General features: G+C 69.0%; 16 protein-coding genes. 9 read left to right on the forward strand and 7 right to left on the reverse strand.

All coding sequences use genetic code 11. From position 1 onward, the window contains the following. Nucleotides 1-19: 19 nt before the first annotated feature. Together ACFU9P_RS20700 and ACFU9P_RS20705 are read right to left on the reverse strand one after the other, a co-directional pair. Nucleotides 20-799, reverse strand: coding sequence for a thioesterase II family protein (locus ACFU9P_RS20700; protein ID WP_384082889.1), 780 nt, complete (start codon nt 797-799; stop codon nt 20-22). 7 nt (nt 800-806) lie between these two features. Continuing rightward, nucleotides 807-1,415, reverse strand: a complete 609-nt coding sequence (locus ACFU9P_RS20705) for an NADPH-dependent FMN reductase (protein ID WP_376372868.1) — start codon at nt 1,413-1,415, stop codon at nt 807-809. A gap of 180 nt (nt 1,416-1,595) precedes the next feature. On the opposite strand from ACFU9P_RS20705, the gene ACFU9P_RS20710 reads away from it, so the two are divergent. Beyond that, complete coding sequence (locus ACFU9P_RS20710; RefSeq protein ID WP_384082892.1) at nt 1,596-4,865, forward strand: BTAD domain-containing putative transcriptional regulator; 3,270 nt, start codon at nt 1,596-1,598, stop codon at nt 4,863-4,865. Nucleotides 4,866-4,987: 122 nt separating this feature from the next. On the opposite strand, the gene ACFU9P_RS20715 is transcribed toward ACFU9P_RS20710, so the two are convergent. Continuing rightward, the gene (locus ACFU9P_RS20715; RefSeq protein ID WP_376372873.1) at nt 4,988-5,425 is read right to left on the reverse strand and encodes a winged helix-turn-helix transcriptional regulator; all 438 of its coding nucleotides are present in this window, start codon (nt 5,423-5,425) and stop codon (nt 4,988-4,990) included. Nucleotides 5,426-5,643: 218 nt separating this feature from the next. Between ACFU9P_RS20715 and ACFU9P_RS20720 the strand changes: the two genes are divergently transcribed. The 4 genes from ACFU9P_RS20720 to ACFU9P_RS20735 all read left to right on the forward strand — a co-directional run bounded on the left by ACFU9P_RS20720 (nt 5,644) and on the right by ACFU9P_RS20735 (nt 10,326). Beyond that, nucleotides 5,644-7,047: an MFS transporter gene (locus ACFU9P_RS20720; protein ID WP_376373320.1), complete on the forward strand. Its 1,404-nt coding sequence runs from the start codon at nt 5,644-5,646 to the stop codon at nt 7,045-7,047. 413 nt (nt 7,048-7,460) lie between these two features. Further along, entirely contained in the window at nt 7,461-8,639 is a 1,179-nt protein-coding gene (locus ACFU9P_RS20725; protein ID WP_376372876.1) for an acyl-CoA dehydrogenase family protein, read from the forward strand. A 165-nt stretch (nt 8,640-8,804) separates the two neighbouring features. Beyond that, on the forward strand, nt 8,805-9,647 hold the full coding sequence (locus ACFU9P_RS20730) for an NAD(P)H-binding protein (RefSeq protein ID WP_384082897.1): 843 nt from the start codon (nt 8,805-8,807) through the stop codon (nt 9,645-9,647). A gap of 184 nt (nt 9,648-9,831) precedes the next feature. Then, the gene (locus ACFU9P_RS20735; protein WP_217309442.1) at nt 9,832-10,326 is read left to right on the forward strand and encodes a pyridoxamine 5'-phosphate oxidase family protein; all 495 of its coding nucleotides are present in this window, start codon (nt 9,832-9,834) and stop codon (nt 10,324-10,326) included. Between the two features lie 61 nt (nt 10,327-10,387). Here ACFU9P_RS20735 and ACFU9P_RS20740 read toward each other — a convergent pair whose 3' ends face one another. Continuing rightward, a complete protein-coding gene (locus ACFU9P_RS20740; RefSeq protein WP_376372882.1) occupies nt 10,388-10,927 on the reverse strand; it encodes an HPP family protein in 540 nt (179 codons plus the stop codon). Between the two features lie 34 nt (nt 10,928-10,961). Then, nucleotides 10,962-12,431 (reverse strand): dihydrolipoyl dehydrogenase family protein, encoded by a 1,470-nt coding sequence (locus ACFU9P_RS20745; protein ID WP_384082902.1) that lies wholly within the window; start codon nt 12,429-12,431, stop codon nt 10,962-10,964. A 381-nt stretch (nt 12,432-12,812) separates the two neighbouring features. Here ACFU9P_RS20745 and ACFU9P_RS20750 point away from each other — a divergent pair, with 381 nt between their 5' ends. Continuing rightward, nucleotides 12,813-13,748, forward strand: coding sequence for an SAM-dependent methyltransferase (locus ACFU9P_RS20750; RefSeq protein WP_384082905.1), 936 nt, complete (start codon nt 12,813-12,815; stop codon nt 13,746-13,748). Nucleotides 13,749-13,857: 109 nt separating this feature from the next. Beyond that, nucleotides 13,858-14,961 carry a hypothetical protein gene (locus ACFU9P_RS20755; protein ID WP_384083484.1) on the forward strand — a complete coding sequence of 368 codons (1,104 nt, stop codon included), beginning with the start codon at nt 13,858-13,860 and terminating at the stop codon, nt 14,959-14,961. On the opposite strand, the gene ACFU9P_RS20760 is transcribed toward ACFU9P_RS20755, so the two are convergent. Both ACFU9P_RS20760 and ACFU9P_RS20765 read right to left on the reverse strand, forming a co-directional pair. Then, nucleotides 14,926-15,642, reverse strand: coding sequence for an SDR family oxidoreductase (locus ACFU9P_RS20760; protein WP_384082908.1), 717 nt, complete (start codon nt 15,640-15,642; stop codon nt 14,926-14,928). The two genes, ACFU9P_RS20755 and ACFU9P_RS20760, sit on opposite strands and share 36 nt — an antisense overlap. A 103-nt stretch (nt 15,643-15,745) precedes the next feature. Beyond that, nucleotides 15,746-16,606, reverse strand: coding sequence for a DUF427 domain-containing protein (locus ACFU9P_RS20765; RefSeq protein WP_384082911.1), 861 nt, complete (start codon nt 16,604-16,606; stop codon nt 15,746-15,748). Between the two features lie 212 nt (nt 16,607-16,818). On the opposite strand from ACFU9P_RS20765, the gene ACFU9P_RS20770 reads away from it, so the two are divergent. After that, complete coding sequence (locus ACFU9P_RS20770) at nt 16,819-17,418, forward strand: CGNR zinc finger domain-containing protein (RefSeq protein ID WP_384082914.1); 600 nt, start codon at nt 16,819-16,821, stop codon at nt 17,416-17,418. Nucleotides 17,419-17,555: 137 nt separating this feature from the next. Beyond that, nucleotides 17,556-18,425 (forward strand): alpha/beta fold hydrolase, encoded by an 870-nt coding sequence (locus ACFU9P_RS20775; RefSeq protein ID WP_384082917.1) that lies wholly within the window; start codon nt 17,556-17,558, stop codon nt 18,423-18,425. Nucleotides 18,426-18,439 lie beyond the last annotated feature (14 nt).

Consider the following 18,439-nt stretch of genomic DNA (forward strand, 5'->3'; position numbering starts at 1 on the left):
TCGGTGACTGGGGCTCGGTCTACCTGCCCCCTTGTACGGCTGCGTCCCGGACCTGGACACCGACACCGCTCAGCACCAGTCCGGCGACGGCGTCGAGATGCTGATCCAGATAGAAGTGACCGCCGGGGAAGACCTCCAGCTCGTATCCCGCCCGGGTGAACTCCCGCCAGCGCGCCGCCTCTTCGACCGCCACGACCGGGTCGTCACGCCCGGCCAGCACCGTCATCGGAATGTCCAGCGGTGCGCCGCCGCTCCAGCGGTACGAGGCGAGCGCCCGGTAGTCGGCGCGCAGCGCGGGCAGCGCCATCTCCACCAGCTCGGGGTCGGCGAGCACAGTGGCACCGGTCCCGCCCAGGGAGCGGACGGCGGCCAGGATCTCCCGGTCGTCGGCCAGCACATCGTGCCGGTTCGGATACGGGGTGGGCGCCCCGCGCGCCGAGAGGAACAGCCGTGCCGGGACCGGCACGCCCCTGGTCATGAGGGCACGAGCGGTCTCATAGGCGAGCAGCGCGCCCATGCTGTGGCCGAAGAAGGCGTACGGACGGCCGTCCGCCGTACCCAGCTCCTCGGCTATCCGCCCGGCCAGCTCGGCAATGCCGGCCGGCGGAGTCTCGTTCCTGCGGTCCTGACGCCCGGGGTACTGCACGGCCAGTACGTCAACACCGCTGTCGGGGCGGGACGACAGCCGGCGCGACAGGGGGACGTACACACTGGCGGAGCCGCCCGCGTGCGGGAAACAGATCAGCCGTACTCCGCCGGACCCCGCTTCTCCGAACCTCCTGAACCACTGACTGTTCATAGTGTTCTCACTCCCGTGCGTGCGATTGAGGTTGCCCGTAGGGTTCTTGAGCGCGGGCCAGCCGCAGCGCGCGGGCCCACCAGCCGAGCCGGTCCAGCATCCGGGCGGCCGCCGTGTCCCACTCCTCCTCGTCGACGGGGCGGCCGTCGGGACCGAACCGTTCCCAGTAGTTGTGGAAGCTGACGGTCTCGCGCACCGTGACGGCATGGACCTCGGCGAAGACCTGCCGGAGCTGGCCGACCGCGGTCAGCCCGCTGGAGGCGCCCCCGTAGGAGAGGAAGGCGACCGGCTTGGCGTGCCACTCCTCGTCGTACCAGTCGATGGCGTTCTTGAGGGAGGCCGGGAAACTCTGGTTGTACTCGGGGGTCACCACCACAAACGCGTCGGCCGCGGCCAGCCACGGCGCAAGGTCCTTGACCGCCTGGGGCTTGACCGCCGTAGGATCGGCGGACATGACATCGGGCAGCCAGGCCGTGGCCAGATCGATGACATCGACGTCGACATCACGCCGTAACCGCGCGCGGGACGCCAGCCATTCCGCGGCGACCGGTCCGAACCGGCCCTTCCTGACACTGCCGATGACGATCACCAGCCGCAGCCGGTCATTCTCGGCCATCCCGTTTCCCCGCACCGGACTTCCCCCTCTTGCGGCCCTCGGTCCGGTCCCACAGTCGCGGATGGTCCTTCGGGTTTGCTTCGGGTCCGGTTCGGGGCGCCCGCCCCGCTCTTGCCGCGGGCGGCTGTGGCCCGCGAGAACTCTCGTCACTCCGTGAGGCGCCCGGGTTACTGTGAGGTCATGCGATTCGGGGTGCTGGGCCCACTGGAGGTGTGGAGCGCCGAGGGGAGGCTGGTGCCGGTTCCCGAGGTGAAGGTCCGTACGCTCCTCGCCGACCTCCTCGCCCACCACGGGGAGGTGGTGCCCACCGGCCGGCTGATCGAGGACCTCTGGGGCGGCTCCGCCTACACGGCCCGCCCCACCTCATCCTTGCAGGCCAAGGTTTCGCAGTTGCGGCGGGCCCTGGAGAACGCGGAGGCGGGCGCCCGCTCCCTCATCGCCCACCAAGCACCGGGATACACCATCGACATACCGGCGGAAGCACTGGACATCGGCCGTTTCCGGGCACTTGTGGCCGAGGCCCGGATCTGTGACGAGCCCCGCGCGAAGGCCGCCGTCCTGACGGACGCCCTGTCGCTGTGGCGCGGGCCCGCGTTCGCGGACTTCGCCGACCAGCCGTTCGTACGGTCCGCTGCCACCGCACTGGAGGAGGAGCGGCTCGCGGCGGTGGAGGTGTACGCGGAAACCCGTCTTGAGCTGGGCGAACACAGCGTACTGGTCGGTGAACTCACCACCCTGGTCGACCGGTTCCCGCTCCGGGAGGGGCTCCGTGCCGTACAGATGCGTACGCTCTACCGGGCCGGACGCCCCTCCGAAGCGCTCGACAGCTACGCGGATCTGCGCCGCCGTCTCGACGAGGAACTGGGACTGATGCCGGGGCCCGCGCTCGACGCGCTCCAGCAGGCGATTCTCCGCCACGACCCCCAACTGGCCCGGCAGGAATCCCGTACCGACCCCGCGACCGCGGCCCGCGTCCGTACCAATCTGACCGGGTCGGTGAGCACCCTGGTGGGCAGGGACGAGGCGATGGACGAGGTGCGCTCGCTCATCTCGCGGCAGCGCCTGGTGACCCTCACCGGTCCCGGCGGGGTCGGCAAGACCCGGCTGGCCGCCGCCACCGTCAACGGACTCAGCGCCGAATTCCCGGACGGGGCCTGGCTGGTGGAGCTGGCGGGCGCCTGCGCCCCGGAGCGCGCCATGGGTTCGGAGCCGCTCGCCGAACGGATCATGGCGGTGCTGGGAATCAGGGAGTCCGCCTTCGACAGCCGCGCCGCCGGAGCCGGCCAGCGCCTCGCGGACGTCCTCGCCTCGCAGCGGCTGGTGCTCGTCCTGGACAGTTGCGAGTACGCGATCGACGATGTGGCGCGCCTCGCAGGGCCGTTGCTCGACAGCGCCCCCGGCCTCCATATCCTCGCCACCAGCCAGGAGCCGCTGCGGATCAGCGGCGAGACGGTCTGGCCGGTGCCCTCGCTCGGTCTGCCGCTGCCCGGCGAGGACCGGCTCGACACCGTGCTCGCCTCCAGCGCGGTACGGCTGTTCGTCGACCGGGTCCGCGCCACCGACCCGGACTTCTCACCCGACACCGCCACCGTCCGCAGGATCGCCGAGATTTGCCGCCGCCTGGACGGCATCCCGCTCGCCCTGGAGCTGGCGGCCACCCGGGTCAGGGCGCTGGGCGTGGACGAGCTGTACGACCGGCTCGACGACCGGTTCCGCATACTGACCAGCGGATACCGCGACGCACCCCACCGCCACCGCACCCTCCAGGCCACCATCGACTGGAGCTGGAGCCTGCTGGACACCCGTGAGCAGACGGTCCTGCGCAGGCTGTCCGTGTTCGCCGAGGGCTGCGATCTGGAGGCGGCGGAGCAGGTCTGCTCGGGCGCGGGCATGCCGGGGGAGGATGTCGTCGACGCGCTCGCCGTCCTCGTGGACCGCTCGCTGGCGCTCAGGAGCGACAGCCCGGCGGGCGCGCGCTACCGGCTCCTCGAATCCGTCGCCGCGTACGGGCAGCAACGGCTCGGCGAGTCCGGCGAGTCCGGTGCACTGGCCGCCCGCCATCTGCGCTACTACACCGAGCTGGCCGAGCGTGCCCAGCCCCATCTCCACGGCCGCGACCAGCGCCGCTGGCTGCGCCGCCTGGACGGGGAGGCGGCCAACTTCCAGCGCGCCCTTGAGGAGGCCAGGCGCACCGACGACGCCCACCGTGCGCTGCGCCTGTCCAACGCGCTGAGCTGGTACCGGTTCCTGCGCGGCAGGCTCGGCGAGGCCCGCAGAGCGCTGGCGACCGCGCTGGCCGTCGAGGGCGAGGTGACCGGGGGCAAGGTGACCCCCACCGAGCGAGCCGAGGCCGCCTCCTGGCACGCCGGCTTCTCGATGCTGCTGGGCGAGGGCGCCTCGGACATCGGCCCCACCAAGAGCGGGAGCGACGAGGCGGAGCGCGAAGTGGGCCAGGTCAGGGCCGAGTGGTTCCTCGGCGCCGCCCACTGGAGCGTGGGCGTCCTGTCCGCCGGGGAGGACGGCGTACAGCGCGCCCTCCAGAACTTCCGTGCGCTGCGGGACAGTTGGGGCACCGCCGCCGCGCTCAGCAGCCGCGCCGCCCTGGCCCTCGCCCGCGGCGATCTGGACGCCCTGCGCGACAACGCCCTCGAAGCACGCGCGCAGTTCACCGAACTCGGCGAGCAGTGGGGGCAGTTGAAGGCCGCCGAGGTGCTGAGCGTACTGGCCGAGATCAACGGCAGTTACGAACAGGCCGAGCAGCTGCACCGCGAGGGCCTGCGGATCGCGGAGGCCCTTGAGCTGTGGCCCGAGGTGTCCCGGCAGCTCTCCGGACTCGGTCGGATCGCCATCCTCGAACGGCGCTACCGGGAGGCGGAGGACTTCCACACCCGCGCCCAGCGCCTCGCGATCGAGCAGGGCAACCGGCCGGCCGAGCAGTTCGCGGCCCTCGGCCTGGCGCTCGGCGCCCGGCGCGAGGGCAATCTGGAGGTCGCGGAGGCCCGGCTGCGCCCGTGGCTCACCTGGAACCGCAGCCGCTACGACGCCCCGGGCCTGGCTCTCGTACTGGCCGAACTGGGCTTCATCGCGGAGCAACGCGGAGACGCAGTCAGTGCGCTGACGCTGCATCAGGACGGTCTGGCCACCGCGATGGCCACCGGTGACCCGCGGGCTGTCGCTCTGGCGCTGGAAGGGCTCGCCGGCGCTCACTCACTGGCCGGTCTCTGGGGCAGGGCGGCCCGGCTGCTGGGCACGGCCGCCGCCACCAGAAGGCGGGCCGGGGCCCCGCAGCCGCCCGCCGAGCAGGCCGACGTGGAGCGCATCGCGGCGCGCCTGCGGGGTGTGCTGGGCGAGGAGGCGTACGCGGCGGAGTTCTCGGCGGGGGAGCGGACCGACCATGTGACCCAGGCGGCCGCGGAGACGGAGCAGTCCCCGTCCCCGAAGAGCCTCTGACACCAAGTCAGTTGTTGTCGCAATGTGTGCCTGAGGGCTTGTGAACACCCCGCGATGAGCGGGCAGTTACCGGACGATTGCCGGCCGGTCCCCGCCCGTGCGGTCACCGGCCGGACAGTGGCTCAGGAAGCCTGGGACTCGAACTCCAGGCGCCGGTCGTACTCGATGCGGGCGATCGCGATCTCGTGCTGATGCGCCTCCGTCCACGCCACCAGGGCCTGGATGGTGTCGTGGAGCGTCGCCCCGAGAGGCGTCAGCTCATAGTCCACCCGCGGAGGCACGACCGGGTGTACGGTCCGGCGGACGAGCCCGTCACGTTCGAGCTGACGAAGGGTCACCGTCAGCATCCGCTGGCTGATGCCCTCGATCCGGTGGCGCAGTTCCGTGAAGCGCAGGGTCCGCCGTTCCAGCAGCGCTATGACCAGCAGCGACCACTTGTCGGCGACGCGGTCGAGGATCTGCCGTACCTCGCAGCCTTCGCGCGTGTCCCACTGAAGGATGTCGTAGTCCCCATCGGTACCCGTGCAGTGCGTCGGTGACTTTAAAGTGCCTTCTTCCATGGCCAGTCAGCTTGCCCGATGATTCCGAGAGTTACAAGTGGGAACCGGCAGGCTCTCGCGTAACCCGACTGTGCGCCCAGGGAACCGCAATTGCTTCCCCGGGCGCTTCACCTGCGCCGGACAAGAGCGCGGGCGGATTTTCTTTCATCATTCCTGCGTGTTCAAGGAGACTTCCTGTGTCCACAGTGCAAAACCCGTCGGGCAGCGGCACCGACCGCATGAGCGGGCGCGCTTGGGGCGTGCTGTTCGTGCTGTGCGGCGCGATCTTCCTGGAGGGCATCGATGTCGCGATGCTCAATGTGGCCCTTCCGTCGATCCGTGAGGATCTGGGCATGTCCACGGGCATGCTCCAGTGGGTCATGAGTGCCTATGTGCTCGGTTACGGCGGCTTCATGCTGCTCGGCGGCCGGGCCGCGGACCTGTTCGGACGCCGTCAGATGTTCATCTTCTGGCTGGTGGTGTTCCTGCTCTTCTCCGGTCTCGGCGGTTTCGCCACCGAGGGCTGGATGCTGATCGTCGCCCGGTTCGTGACCGGTGTCGCGGCGGCCTTCATGACCCCGGCCGGTCTGTCGATCATCACCACCAGCTTCGAGGAGGGCCCCAAGCGCAACAAGGCCCTGCTCGTCTACTCGGGCACCGCCGCCGGCGGTTTCTCCATCGGTCTGGTCGTCGGCGGTCTGCTGGCCGCGGTCAACTGGCGTTGGGTGTTCTTCGCCCCGGTGATCCTGTCGTTCCTGATCCTGGTCACCGCCCTCGCCCTCATCCCCAAGTCGGCCCGCCCCAGCCGCGACGGCCAGCCCGTCGACCTGGGCGGCGCGATCACCGTCACCGGCGCGATCCTGCTGCTGGTGTTCTCCGTCGAGCGCGCCACGCATGTGGCGGCCTCGTGGACGGTCGGTACGGTCGCCGCCAGCCTGGTGCTGTTCCTCGCCTTCGTCGCCATCGAGCGCAGGTCGTCCTCGCCGCTGGTGCGGCTGGGTATCTTCGCCAACTCCAAGCTCGTCCGTTCCAACATCGTCGCGCTCCTGTTCGCGGCCGGTTTCTTCGGCTTCCAGTTCATCGTCGTCCTGTACCTCCAGGAGCTGCGCAACTGGTCGACGCTGGAGACCAGCTTCGCGATGATCGTGATCGGTATCGACGCGATCCTCTCCCCGACCCTGACGCCCAAGCTGGTCGAGAAGTTCGGCAACGGCCGGGTGATCTTCGGCGGTCTGATCCTGGCCTCGCTGTCGTACGCGCTGTTCCTGCCGGTCGGGCCGGACTGGACGTACGCGATGATGTTCCCGAGCCTGATCGTCCTCGGCCTCGCCTTCTCCCTGGCGTACGGTCCGCTCACCATCGTCGGCACCGAGGGCATCGACGAGGAGGAGCAGGGCGTCGCCGGCGGTCTGCTCTACACCTCCTTCCAGTTCGGTGCGGCTCTGGGGCTCTCGTCGGTGGCCGCGGTCAATATCGCCGCCACGGACGGATCGTCGCCCGCGGCCCAGCTCGACGGGTACCAGGCCGCCCTGGTCGTACCCCTGGTCGCGGCCCTGCTGGCCACTCTGATCAGCGCCTTCGGACTGCGCAACCGCTCCGGTGCCGCCGACAAGGCCGTCCCGGAGGCCGCCCCCGTCTCGTAACGGCGCCTGTACGACGCCTGTACGCCCCTAGGCGCCGCCCCGCGCGGTGCCCCCCGAACGCGACGCCCTGGCCGCAATTCCCCCGCCGGCCAGGGCGTCGCTTTTTCATGTCCGGCTCCGGTACGGGACCGCCGTGACCGGCGCCAATTGGTGCGCGATTGGCAGTGGATTGGGCGAGGATTGGCGAAGACTTACTGATTACCGGTAGGAGACCGCCCCTCCGAGAGAATGTCGGTGCGCGCCGGAATCGAGGTCGATTGCTTTCGGTTGCTTCCGCCCAGTTGCGTTGCGGTCTGAACCGCGCGGCGCGTATTGACCCATTCGCATAAACGGTCCAGGGCCGCTGCCCGGCGGCGGCCCTGCACCCCGCCTCCCACCTCCCCCGGGTGGGACGAGACTGCTCAGGAGGCAGAATGACTACGACGGACAGCGCCGTCGCCGCGGTTCTCGACGAGGTGACCGGTCTGGCCGCGACGCTTCGGGAGAGCGGTCCCGAGGCCGAGGAGCGCCGTTGGATCCCCGAATCCAATATCGAACTGCTCGACAAGGCCGGCGTGTTCCGCCTGTCGGTGCCGCGCCGCTTCGGCGGACTTGAGGCGCCGCTCGCCGACCAGGTCAGGATCCTTTCCGAGATCTCCCGCGCCGACACGGCGACCGGCTGGGTGGCGATGATCTGGGTGTCCAGTTCATGGGTTCCCAGCCAGTTCTCCGACCAGGCGCAGGAGGAGGTGTACGCGGGCGGCTCCGCCCGGGTCTCCACCGGCTTCACCCCCACGGGCACCCTCACCCCCACCGAGGGCGGTTACACCCTCAGCGGCTCCTGGAAGTGGATCTCCGGTTCCCGGGGCGCCAACTGGGCGCTCCTGTCGGCCCTGCTCACAGGACCGGACGGGACCCCGGCCCCGTTCGCGGCGCTGGTGCCGTTCTCCGAGCTGAGCATCGCCGACGACTGGCACGCCTCGTCCGCGGCCGGCACCGGCAGCTCCACCGTCACCGCCGAGAACGTGACCGTGCCCGCCCACCGGGTGGCCTTCCTGATCGACATCCTCAACGGCGCGACCGGTGACCGTTCCAACACCGGTGCCACCGGCCGCAATTACCCGTTCATTCCCTTCTTCATGGCCCAGGGCGCCTCGGCGTACATCGGGATCGCCAAGGGTGCCTACGACCTGTTCCTGGACCGGCTGCCTGGCCGCGGTATCACGTACACCTCGTGGACCGACCAGAGCCAGTCGCCGGTCACCCAGATCCAGGTCGCCACGGCCGCCAACAAGATCGCGGCGGCCGAGGGGCTCCAGGAGGGCTGGCTGAGCCTGATCCAGCGGCACGCCGACGCCGGCACCCAGCCGTCGGTCGAGGAGCGGGCCGCCGTGCGCGGCAAGGCGGCGTACGCGATCCAGCTCGCCAAGGAGGCCGTGGACGAGCTGTTCGAGGCCAGCGGCGCCTCGGTCATCATGCGCGATGTGCCGTTCCAGCGCTTCCACCGGGACATCCGGGGGCTCGCGCTGCACGCGCTGTTCGCGTTCAACTCCAACCAGGAAGTGCACGGGCGTTCCATTCTGGGCCTCGCCCCCGACACGCCCTTCCTGTGAGCTGCTGAGCCGCTGAGCCGCGCCGCAGGCCGGTTCCGGCACAACACGTCGTCCAGGCCACCCGCCGAGCAGGCGGGCGGGTGGCCCGGACGGGCGTGTCCCTGTCATGCCCACAACAAGAATCTCGATCCTCGTACATCCACGGCTGGGAAGGACTCCGCTGCTATGACCGACAAGACCGTTCTCGTCCTGGGAGGGACCGGCAAGACCGGCCGCCGTCTGGTGAGCCGGCTCACGGAGCGCGGCGCGCACGTCCGTGCCGCGAGCAGGTCCGGCCAGGTACGTTTCGACTGGGACGACCGGAACACCTGGGAACCGGCGCTCCAGGGCGCCGACGCCGCCTATCTGGTCGACATGCAGGACAAGCCCGGCGCCTGGGACGCGGAGACCAATATCCGTGAACTCGCCAAGTTCGCCGTGGAGTCCAAGGTCCGCCGGCTGGTACTGCTCCAGGCCCGGGTGACCGAGCCGGTGGGCGGCAAGTCGCTGATCGCCGGCGAGGAGTCGGTCAAGGCGTCCGGCGCCGAGTGGACCGTCCTGCGCCCCAACTGGTTCAACCAGAACTTCGACGAGGGCGTCCTGCTGGACGGCGTCAAGGACGGTGAGCTGCGGCTTCCCGCGGGCGACGGTCTGGAGCCCTTCGTGGACGCCGACGATGTCGCCGCGGTCGCCGCCGCCGCGCTCCTGGACGACGGCCACGCGGGGGAGACCTATGAGCTGAGCGGTCCGCGCGCGATCGGTCTCGGCGAGGCGGCCGACGCGATCAGCGCCGCCATCGGCCGGACCGTCCGCTATGTCCATGTCGACCACCAGGACTACGTCGACGAACTCGTCCAGTACGAGGTCCCCGCCGACTACGCGCTCTTCGTGGCCGATCTCGTCGCGCAGATCCGCGACAACAAGAACGCCGTCCCCACCGACACCGTGCGCCGTGTCCTCGGCCGCGAGCCGCGCGACTTCGCCGACTTCGTGGCGGACGCGGCGGCACGCGGGGCATGGAACGTCTGAGCCCTGCCAGTCAGTTCCCGTCCGCGGCATGGAATCTCTCGTATTCCATGGTATGGCGAGGGTGAGTAGGTGACTTCAAAGTGCCCTCTTCCAGGACCCTTGTGGCCGATGCATGCTGGTTTCGGTGTGACCTTCTACGCATCACCTTTCAGTTCAGGTTAATTGCTAGCGGACAGGAGCCCGCATGGCCGCCAAGGTCGACTCGTTTTCCGAGCTCGCGGACAAATTCTTCGAATACATCAAAGACATTCGCTACTGCACGATGATTACGGTGGACAAGAAGTCCCGCCCGCGTGCCCGGGTGCTGCTGCCGATTTGGGAGGTCGTGGACGGCAATCCGGTCGGCTGGCTCGCCGCCTACAAGACCCCGGTGAAGGTCGCCCACTTGGCCAACAACCCGCACACGACCTACGCGTACTGGAGCCCGCGCCAGAACGCGGTCTATGTCGACAGCGTCTCCACCTGGGCGGAGGACATGGAGACCAAGACCTACGCCTGGGAGCTGTACCAGAAGGGCAGCCCGCCCGGTGTGGGGTACGACCCGTACAACTTCTGGCGCGGCGGCCCCGCCGACCCGCAGTACCACGTCCTGCGGATCGACCCCTGGCGCGTACAGGTGCTGCGGGGCACCGACCTGAGCAGCCGTATCTGGACGAAGCCCGAGGACGAGAAGAGCTGATCTCAGGCCGCCGGGCAGGTGTGGTTCTCCAGACGGGTCACGGCGGCCTGGCACTGTTTCTTCAGCCGTCCTTCTCCGCTCGCCGCCGTTTCGCCGGGAACGGCACATGGGACAGCAGGGCGGCCGCGGTGATCAGCAGGGCGAGGCCCGTGAGCATGCCGTACAGCGGCGGTCCCGGCCGGGCGATCCCCGAGGTGATGAGCAGGGCGGTGGCGGCGGCCGGCGGGTGATGGGCGTTCAGCAGGACGAGCAGAAAGAGCGTCAGCCCCACCGCCAGAGCCTCGGCACCGATCTGCCGCCAGGTGTCGGTCCGCTGTTCGGCGATGGACGGATAGCGCCACAGGCCGAAGACCGCCAGGCAGAGCAGCCCGGAGGCGGCGGCACAGGTGTGTCCGAGGACCGAGCTGCGGACCTGGGCGGCCTCCGTGTGCGGGTGCGCGAGCAGGATGTACGCCGTCGGGCCCAGGGTCGTGGTGAGCAGCACCCACTCCAGCGACCGGCCGATGGCCCCCACCGTCACGAGCGCGGCGGCGGCCAGGATGAACAGCCGGACCCCTGTGCGCAGCCGCGCGGGCACGCGGGTCCCTTGACGCGCCGTCACGCGGGTTCTCTCCGTACCTCCGCGGTCGCGCCGCTCAGCCCTGGTGCGCCTTCGTGTCCCGGTACGCCTTCATCAGGAACAGCCAGACCTCGCTGATCGAGGGGAAGCAGGGGACGGCGTGCCAGAGGCGTTCGACGGGGATCCGGCCGGAGACGGCGACGGTGGCGGAGTGGAGGAGTTCGCTGACGCCCGGGCCGACGAAGGTCACACCGAGCAGATGACCGTGGTCGAGATCGACGACCATCCGCGCCCGGCCCTGGTAGCCGTCGGCGTACAGATACGCCCCGGGGACATCGCCGAGGTCGACATCGACCACCTGCACCCGGTGCCCGGCCTGCTCGGCCTGTGCGGCGGAGAGACCGACGGCGGCCGCCTCCGGGTCGGAGAAGAAGACCTGCGGTACGGCGTGGACGTCGGCGGTGGCGGCATGGGCGCCCCATGGCGCGGTGTCCAGCGGCTGCCCGGCGGCGCGGGCGCCGATGACATCGCCGGCGATACGGGCCTGGTACTTGCCCTGATGGGTGAGGAGGGCATGGTGGTTGACATCGCCCATCGCGTACAGCCAGCCCGCCTCGACGTCCCGTACCCGGCAGGTCTCGTCCGTCTTCAGCCAGGCCCCGGGGGTGAGGCCCACGGTCTCCAGTCCGATGTCATCGGTGCGCGGGCTCCTGCCGGTGGCGAACAGCACCTCGTCGGCCTCCAGCCGGCCGCCGTCGCTCAGCGTCAGGGTGACCGGGCCGGTGGAGCCGGGACGGCTCAGCCCGGTGACGGAGACATTGACGCGTACGTCCACTCCGGCCTCCGTCAGCCCCTTGGCGACCACTTCGCCGACGAAGGGCTCCATCCGGGGGAGCAGACCGGAGCGGCGGACCAGCAGAGTGACCGCGGACCCCAATCCCTGCCAGGCGCTGGCCATCTCCACGCCGACACCTCCGGCGCCGACGATGGCGAGCCGTGCGGGCACGGTGCTGGAGTCGGTGGCCTCGCGATTGGTCCACGGCCGGGCCTCGGCGAGACCGGGCAGCTCGGGCAGTACGGCGTCGCTGCCGGTGGCCACGGCCACGGCGTGCCGGGCGGTGAGAACGACGGGCGCGCCCTCGGCGGGGGTGACGGCGACCCGGCGCGGCCCGTCCAGCCGTCCGTGTCCGCGTACCAGCTCGGCGCCCATGCCCGCCAGCCGGTCGGCCTGTCCGCCGTCGTCCCAGCTCGCCACGGAACGGTCGCGCCGGCCGAACACCCCCGGGGCGCTGATCGAACTGCTGACCGCCTCGCGCGCACCGTCGACCCGACGGGCATCCGCGATGGCGACCACCGGCCGCAGCAGTGCCTTGCTGGGAATGCACGCCCAGTACGAACACTCGCCGCCGACCAGCTCCTTCTCCACCACCGCCACACTCAGCCCGGCGGCCCGCACCCGCTCGGCGGCGGTCTGCCCGACGGGCCCCGCGCCGATGACGACGACGTCATAGGTGTTCTCCGCGGAGGCTCCCACTGCGTCACTCACGATCCGCTCCCGTTCTCCGCATTCTCCGGCGCGGGGAGGGCATGCGCCCAGACCAGAAAAATGCCTTTTGTGTAATTTGCGACCGGTTTTCGGCGGCACCTTACCAAGCCAGGACGACGGGGCCGCGTCTCCGGCAGGACCGGTGCGGCTCCGGCAGGACCGCGGCGGCCAAGGGCTGGTCCGAGGCCGCCCTGCGTGATCTGACCGTCACCGTGGACACCGGACGGCAGTACACCGTCATCACACCGTTCACCGCGCCCCACGGAGCCTCGCCACGCGATCCGATTCAACGCGTGCACGAGTCCTTTCGTGCGGAGGACTCACGCCGGCGCGTGATCACGCGCGAGTGTGGAGCGGTAGCTGACACTCCTGGAGGTTCTTGTGATCCGTGAAGAACGAGTCGGTGAGCGTGCTTTCTACGTCGTGCCGGGCGGCTTACCCGATCCGTACCGGGGCCGGGTCGAGGAAACGTACGCTGATTCCGCCGAGTTGTGGCAGCGGGCGATCGGCACGGACCTGTGGTTCCAGTTCGGTGTCTACGATTCGGACGGACCCTCGGAGCGATCGCTGGACGACGCCGGGCGCGCGTATTTCGAGGAACAGCTCGGTCTCGCCGGGGTCTCGCCGAACAGCGCTCCCATGGACCGGATCCTCGATATCGGCTTCGGCTGGGGGACGGCCCTGGAACACCTCGCGCGGATGTTCCCTGCTTGCCGACGGCTCGACGGCGTCAACATCAGCGGCGCTCAAGTCCATTACGCGGCACGCCGCATCGCGGAGCTGGGGCTGTCGGACCGGGTGCGGCTGTATCTGTGCAACGCGCAGGACATCGGGGAACTCCCCGACGCGGACCAGCCGTACGACCTCGTCATATCGCGCGGAAGCATCACGCACTTCTCGTACGACGTGCTGGAGTCCACGATGCGCGCACTGGTTCCGCGTGTGCGTCCCGGCGGCACCGTTGTCATTTCCGAGAGCTTGTACAACGTACCTCTGAACACCTACGCCTCCGCCGTTGCCGACGAGGCGGACCGTCTGGCCTGCGGTTATCGCAAGACGCCGGGCTATCTGACCGAGGTACTCGACCGGCACGGCCTGATGGTGCGAGACCTCCGCGAACTTCCGTCCAGTGGCGAGGTGATCCGGTGGCTCGACGAGGTCCGGACCAATATCGGCGGCCTCGCACCGGAGCAGGTGACAAAGGCACTCGACGAACTCCGGGTGACCTGTGAGAGCTGGGGCGCGGCGTTACGTACGGACAAGGCGTCCGTATTCAGCGTCATCGCCCGTCGGAGCGCCGGCGGCGGGCAGGCCTGAGTTCACATCCGTATCCCAGATTCCTGACGAAGGGCATTCCATGGTCAGCAGTGCGCAATCGCCGTCCGTAGCCCCGCGGTTGCCGAAGTTCTACTGCCCTTTGCCTGAAGTGATCCATCCGGGCGGGGACGAGGCGGACGCGCACACCGTCTCCTGGCTCGATCAGTTCGGCCTCTATTCCGACCCGGTCCAGCGGAATCGGATGGCTTCGACACGCTGCGGCCGGCTTGCCGCGTTCATGGCGCCGCTCTGTCCGTCGCAGGATCTCCTGAACGTCTTCGCCGACTTCTGTACCTGGGCCTTCGCCTTTGATGACGAATTCTGCGACGAAGGTCCGATGCGCTTCAAGCCCGGCGAGCAGGCCGACGCGTTCAGCCGTATGCACCGCGCGATGGAGATACCCGAGTATCCGGTTGACCCGGATGACCGGTACGCCATGGCATTGCGCGACATCCGGATACGGCTCGACGCCTTCGCCTCACCGGTCCAGGGAGACCGGTTCACCGAGTGGATGCGTAACTACTTCATGATCGAACTACGGAAGTCGGGCAACGCTGCGCGCTCCATCCGCCCGGACCTCAATTCCTACGCGGTGGCGCGCCTCTACGGTGGTGGCGGCATGGTCTTCCCCCGCCTCCCCGCCGCCTTCGAGCACCTCACCCTCCCGCCCGCCGTACAGGCACGCCGGGATGTGCACGCCCTCACCGAGATGGCGGCGACCATCGTGTGCTGGGACACCGACTTCTTCGCCTGCGTGAAGGAACGCGAGCGGACCGGCGACGGCAACAACCTCATCGACGTGGTCAGCGCCCAGTACGGCTTGCCCCTCGACGAAGCCATGGTGACGGCGACGGCACTGCGGGACCGGGTGATGGTGCTGTACCTGAAACTGGGCCGGAAGATACGGGCCGAGGGCGACCCGCCGCTCCAGCGCTACTGCCTCCTGCTCGACCACTACATCCGCGGGTCCCTGGCCTGGGACATCGAAGCCGCCGCGTTCCCGCGCTACCTCCGCTCGGACGGCGCGGTCCCCGTCACCTTCACGGGCTTCGCGGACGTCCCCAGCGACACCGACCCCACCCCTCTGCCCGTCGAGTCCATCGCCTGGTGGTGGCGGTACGACCCGGTGCGGCGGTACGACCCGGTGCGCGCGGAAGGCGGGACAGGACCCGGGGAGTCAGACGAGGGGCTGGCCACCGTCGACGGCCAGTGAGACGCCTGTCATAAAGGTGTTCGTCATCGCGAAGACGACCGCCTCGGCTATGTCTTCGGTGGTGCCGACACGGCGCGAAGGGTTCTTCTTCGACAGGCGAGCGAACATCTCCGCCTTCTTCTGTTCGCCCAGACTGTCCCAGGCGCCGGTGTCGATGTCGCCCGGTGAGATCGCGTTGACCCGGATCGGTGCGAGTTCGACTGCGAGCGAGCGGACGACGGTGTTGACCGATCCATTGGTCGCGGCGACCCCGAGATATCCGGGGTCGGGCTCAAGAGCGGCGACTCCTGAGAAGAGTACGAAGGATCCGTCCTTGGGCATCTTCGGTGCGAAGTGCTTGGCGAGCATGATCGGCCCGACGACCTTGGTGTGAAAGGAGAGGACAATTGCCTCGGGCTTCAGTTCACTGATTTTCCCGCGTGCCCTGGCGGAAGCGACGGAGACGACATGGTCGACGCTGCCGAGGTCCTCGGCCAGTGCCGCGATCGAGTCCTCGTCGGTCAGATCGACCCTTTTGGTGATCACGTCGGTGCCTTTGTATTCCATTTCGAGTGTGGAACGGTCCCGGCTTGCCGCGACCGCACGCGCACCGGCCGCGACCGCGGCGTCGACCACAGCCCGGGCGAGTCCACTGCCGCGGCCAACGACGAGCACGGTCTTGTTCTGCAGGGACGCTGCCATGACGGTCTCCTTTTGATTTCCTTTTTCTCGGCGCTGTCTTCTCGGCGCTCGTTTCACGGTGTTGAATTCCCGGTGTTGATTTCTCCGCCCGGCGGATGACGGATCAGTGCGTGCCGGCCTCGGTGGTATCCAGATCGCGGTCGACGCCGTGCGGAACGACCTGCTGCCCCGGCTCCAGCTCCAGACGCTTTCCGTCCAGGAGGACCTCGACGCTGTCCGGCTCGAAGGAGACCATGTCGTTGACGCGGCCGACCTCGGTGTACGCGTTGCGGTAGGTCCATGCCGCGCGGTGTGCGCCGTCGATGTCGTAGTAGTCGCACACGCCCTTGTACGGGCAGAACGTCTGCCCTTCAACGGGACGCAGCCTGCTTTCGTCGATGTCGGAACGCGGTACGTACCAGCGCGGCGCGAATCCCGACTCGTACAGCACCATCGGGTGCTCGGAGCGGGCCACCACATTGCCTTCGGAACGGACCTCCAGCGTGCGGGAGGTGCCGCGTATGTCGATGCGGTGGTACGCGTCGGCGGCGTGCCCCAGGATCCGGTCGTTCTCCTCGTAGAAGGCGTCCATCGCCCGCCAGGCGAACGCGATCCGGCCCTTCAGCTCGCCCGCGTACTCCGGCGGGCCGGTCAGCTCCCAGGCCGCTCGCTCGGCGGTGCGGTCACCGGCCCGTACGGCGTACCAGGCGGTGTCGCCCAGTTCCTTGTGCGAGGTGATCCGGTCGCTCGCTGTCAGCGCGTCCGGCTGCACGTCGCCACGCGGGAAGTACGCCACCGGGTAACGCCCGGGCTCGTGCAGCAGGACCACGTCCTCGCTGTCGGCGATCCACTCGCCGTTGAAGAGCACACGCATCTGCCGGCGCAGCGGCTCGGCGAACAGCAGCCGCTCGGGCAGCGGATCAGGCGTCAAGAAGCGTCCGATCCGGCTGGAGGACAGCGGGCCTTGCTGCCATGACAGTCCCATGGCGGTTCCTTTCCGTCGACGGGTCCGAGGCTGCCCCCTGCTCCACGATGCACCCCGGTGGACCACCGCGCGACCCGGCACTGTCTAATGCATAAATGGATCTATGTGCATTAGGTATAGAAGGCGCAGTGATCCAACTGGTGGATCTGGCCGAGGTCACATGAGTTTGCGGCTCGCTGGACGCCACTTCACCTAATGGGTATTATCCGGCAGTGAACATTAACGTGACGGTCGAGGAGCTACAGGCGGCGGGCTTCCCCATGGGAGGGGAGCCGCTGGTCGCGCTGGACCTCGCGGACACGGTGATGACGGTCAAGGACCCGCCGGTCGATCTGATCGGCGACCCCGCCGCCGGGGCGGTCTGGTGGAGCATCCAGGCGCGTCGCCTGCCGCCCGGCCCGGCTCCCGCTGCCGCCGCGGTGCGGCGACTGCGTACGGCCATCCGCGATGTCCTCGACGCCCATGTGGAGGGGCGCGAGGCGGACCCCGCCTCGGTGGAGGACATCAACGCGACCGCGTCGTTGGTTCCGCGCAGCCCGCGCCTGGTCACCTCCGGGCAAGGAATGCGCCAGGAGACCCGCTGGCACATCGAACACGGCGGGAACGCCGCGCTCGCGGCCATCGCCGGCGAAGTGATCGGCCTACTGGCCGGCTCCGAGCGGCTGGCGCTCCTGCGGAGGTGCGAGAGCTCCGACTGCTCGATGCTGTTCCTCGCCGAGAACAAGCGCCGTAAGTGGTGCGTCGGCAACATCTGCGGCAACCGGGCCCGAGTCGCCCGCCACTACGGACGCACCCACCCCCGGGACACCTGATCGCGCCCCAAAACTGCCTTATTTATCGGAATTTGGTGCAAGGTTGGGCATATAGGTGTTGGTGTGCAACCGCATCAGCCAACCGCATCAGCCAACCGCGTGAATCAACCGCGTGAATCAATCGAAAGGGCAGTCCCATGGCACTTCCCGTGCACTACCGCACCGTCACCGTCAACGGCCTGGACGTGTTCTACCGGGAGGCGGGCAACCCGAAGGCACCCGCTCTCGTACTGCTCCATGGCTTCCCGACCAGCTCGCACATGTTCCGGAATCTGATCCCGGCCCTCTCGGACCGCTACCGGATCATCGCCCCCGACCACATCGGCTTCGGCCAGTCGGCGATGCCGGGCCTGGACGAGTTCCCGTACACCTTCGACGCGCTCACCGAGATCACCGCCGGGCTGCTCGACCACCTGAACGTCAACCGGTTCGCCATGTACGTACAGGACTACGGCGCCCCCATCGGCTGGGGGCTCGCGCTGCGGGACCCGCAGCGCATCACCGCGATCATCACGCAGAGCGGTAACGCCTACACCGACGGCTTCGTCAAGACCTTCTGGGACGGTCTGTTCGCCTATGCCCAGTCACCCGGCCCCAAGACCGAAGCACCGGTACGCGCCGCGCTGACCGCGGAGATCACGCGCTGGCAGTACGTGAACGGCGTGGCCGACCTCAGCCTCGTGAGCCCCGACAACTGGGTCCACGACCAGGCGCTGCTCGACCGGCCGGGCAACGACGAGATCCAGCTCAAGCTGTTCCGTGAATATCCCACCAACGTGGACCGCTATCCGGCCGTCCACCAGTACTTCCGCGAGTCCCAGGTGCCGCTGCTGGCGGTCTGGGGCGCGAACGACGAGATCTTCGGCCCCGAGGGAGCCCGTGCCTTCCAGCGGGACCTGCCCAAGGCCGAGATCCACCTCGTCGAATCCGGGCACTTCGCCCTGGAAAGCCATCTGGAGATCATCGCCGAGCACATCCGTGACTTCCTCGGCCGCGTCATCGTCTGACGGGCCGCGTCATT

It is taken from the genome of Streptomyces sp. NPDC057617, from assembly GCF_042800555.1.
GTDB lineage: Bacteria > Actinomycetota > Actinomycetes > Streptomycetales > Streptomycetaceae > Streptomyces.

Excerpts from the sequence above, each read along its gene's own strand:
- ACFU9P_RS20700 (WP_384082889.1), bottom strand. The coding sequence starts at position 799 with ATGAACAGTCAGTGGTTCAGGAGGTTCGGAGAAGCGGGGTCCGGCGGA.
- ACFU9P_RS20705 (WP_376372868.1), bottom strand. The coding sequence starts at position 1,415 with ATGGCCGAGAATGACCGGCTGCGGCTGGTGATCGTCATCGGCAGTGTC.
- ACFU9P_RS20710 (WP_384082892.1), top strand. The coding sequence starts at position 1,596 with ATGCGATTCGGGGTGCTGGGCCCACTGGAGGTGTGGAGCGCCGAGGGG.
- ACFU9P_RS20715 (WP_376372873.1), bottom strand. The coding sequence starts at position 5,425 with ATGGAAGAAGGCACTTTAAAGTCACCGACGCACTGCACGGGTACCGAT.
- ACFU9P_RS20720 (WP_376373320.1), top strand. The coding sequence starts at position 5,644 with ATGAGCGGGCGCGCTTGGGGCGTGCTGTTCGTGCTGTGCGGCGCGATC.
- ACFU9P_RS20725 (WP_376372876.1), top strand. The coding sequence starts at position 7,461 with ATGACTACGACGGACAGCGCCGTCGCCGCGGTTCTCGACGAGGTGACC.
- ACFU9P_RS20730 (WP_384082897.1), top strand. The coding sequence starts at position 8,805 with ATGACCGACAAGACCGTTCTCGTCCTGGGAGGGACCGGCAAGACCGGC.
- ACFU9P_RS20735 (WP_217309442.1), top strand. The coding sequence starts at position 9,832 with ATGGCCGCCAAGGTCGACTCGTTTTCCGAGCTCGCGGACAAATTCTTC.
- ACFU9P_RS20760 (WP_384082908.1), bottom strand. The coding sequence starts at position 15,642 with ATGGCAGCGTCCCTGCAGAACAAGACCGTGCTCGTCGTTGGCCGCGGC.
- ACFU9P_RS20765 (WP_384082911.1), bottom strand. The coding sequence starts at position 16,606 with ATGGGACTGTCATGGCAGCAAGGCCCGCTGTCCTCCAGCCGGATCGGA.
- ACFU9P_RS20775 (WP_384082917.1), top strand. The coding sequence starts at position 17,556 with ATGGCACTTCCCGTGCACTACCGCACCGTCACCGTCAACGGCCTGGAC.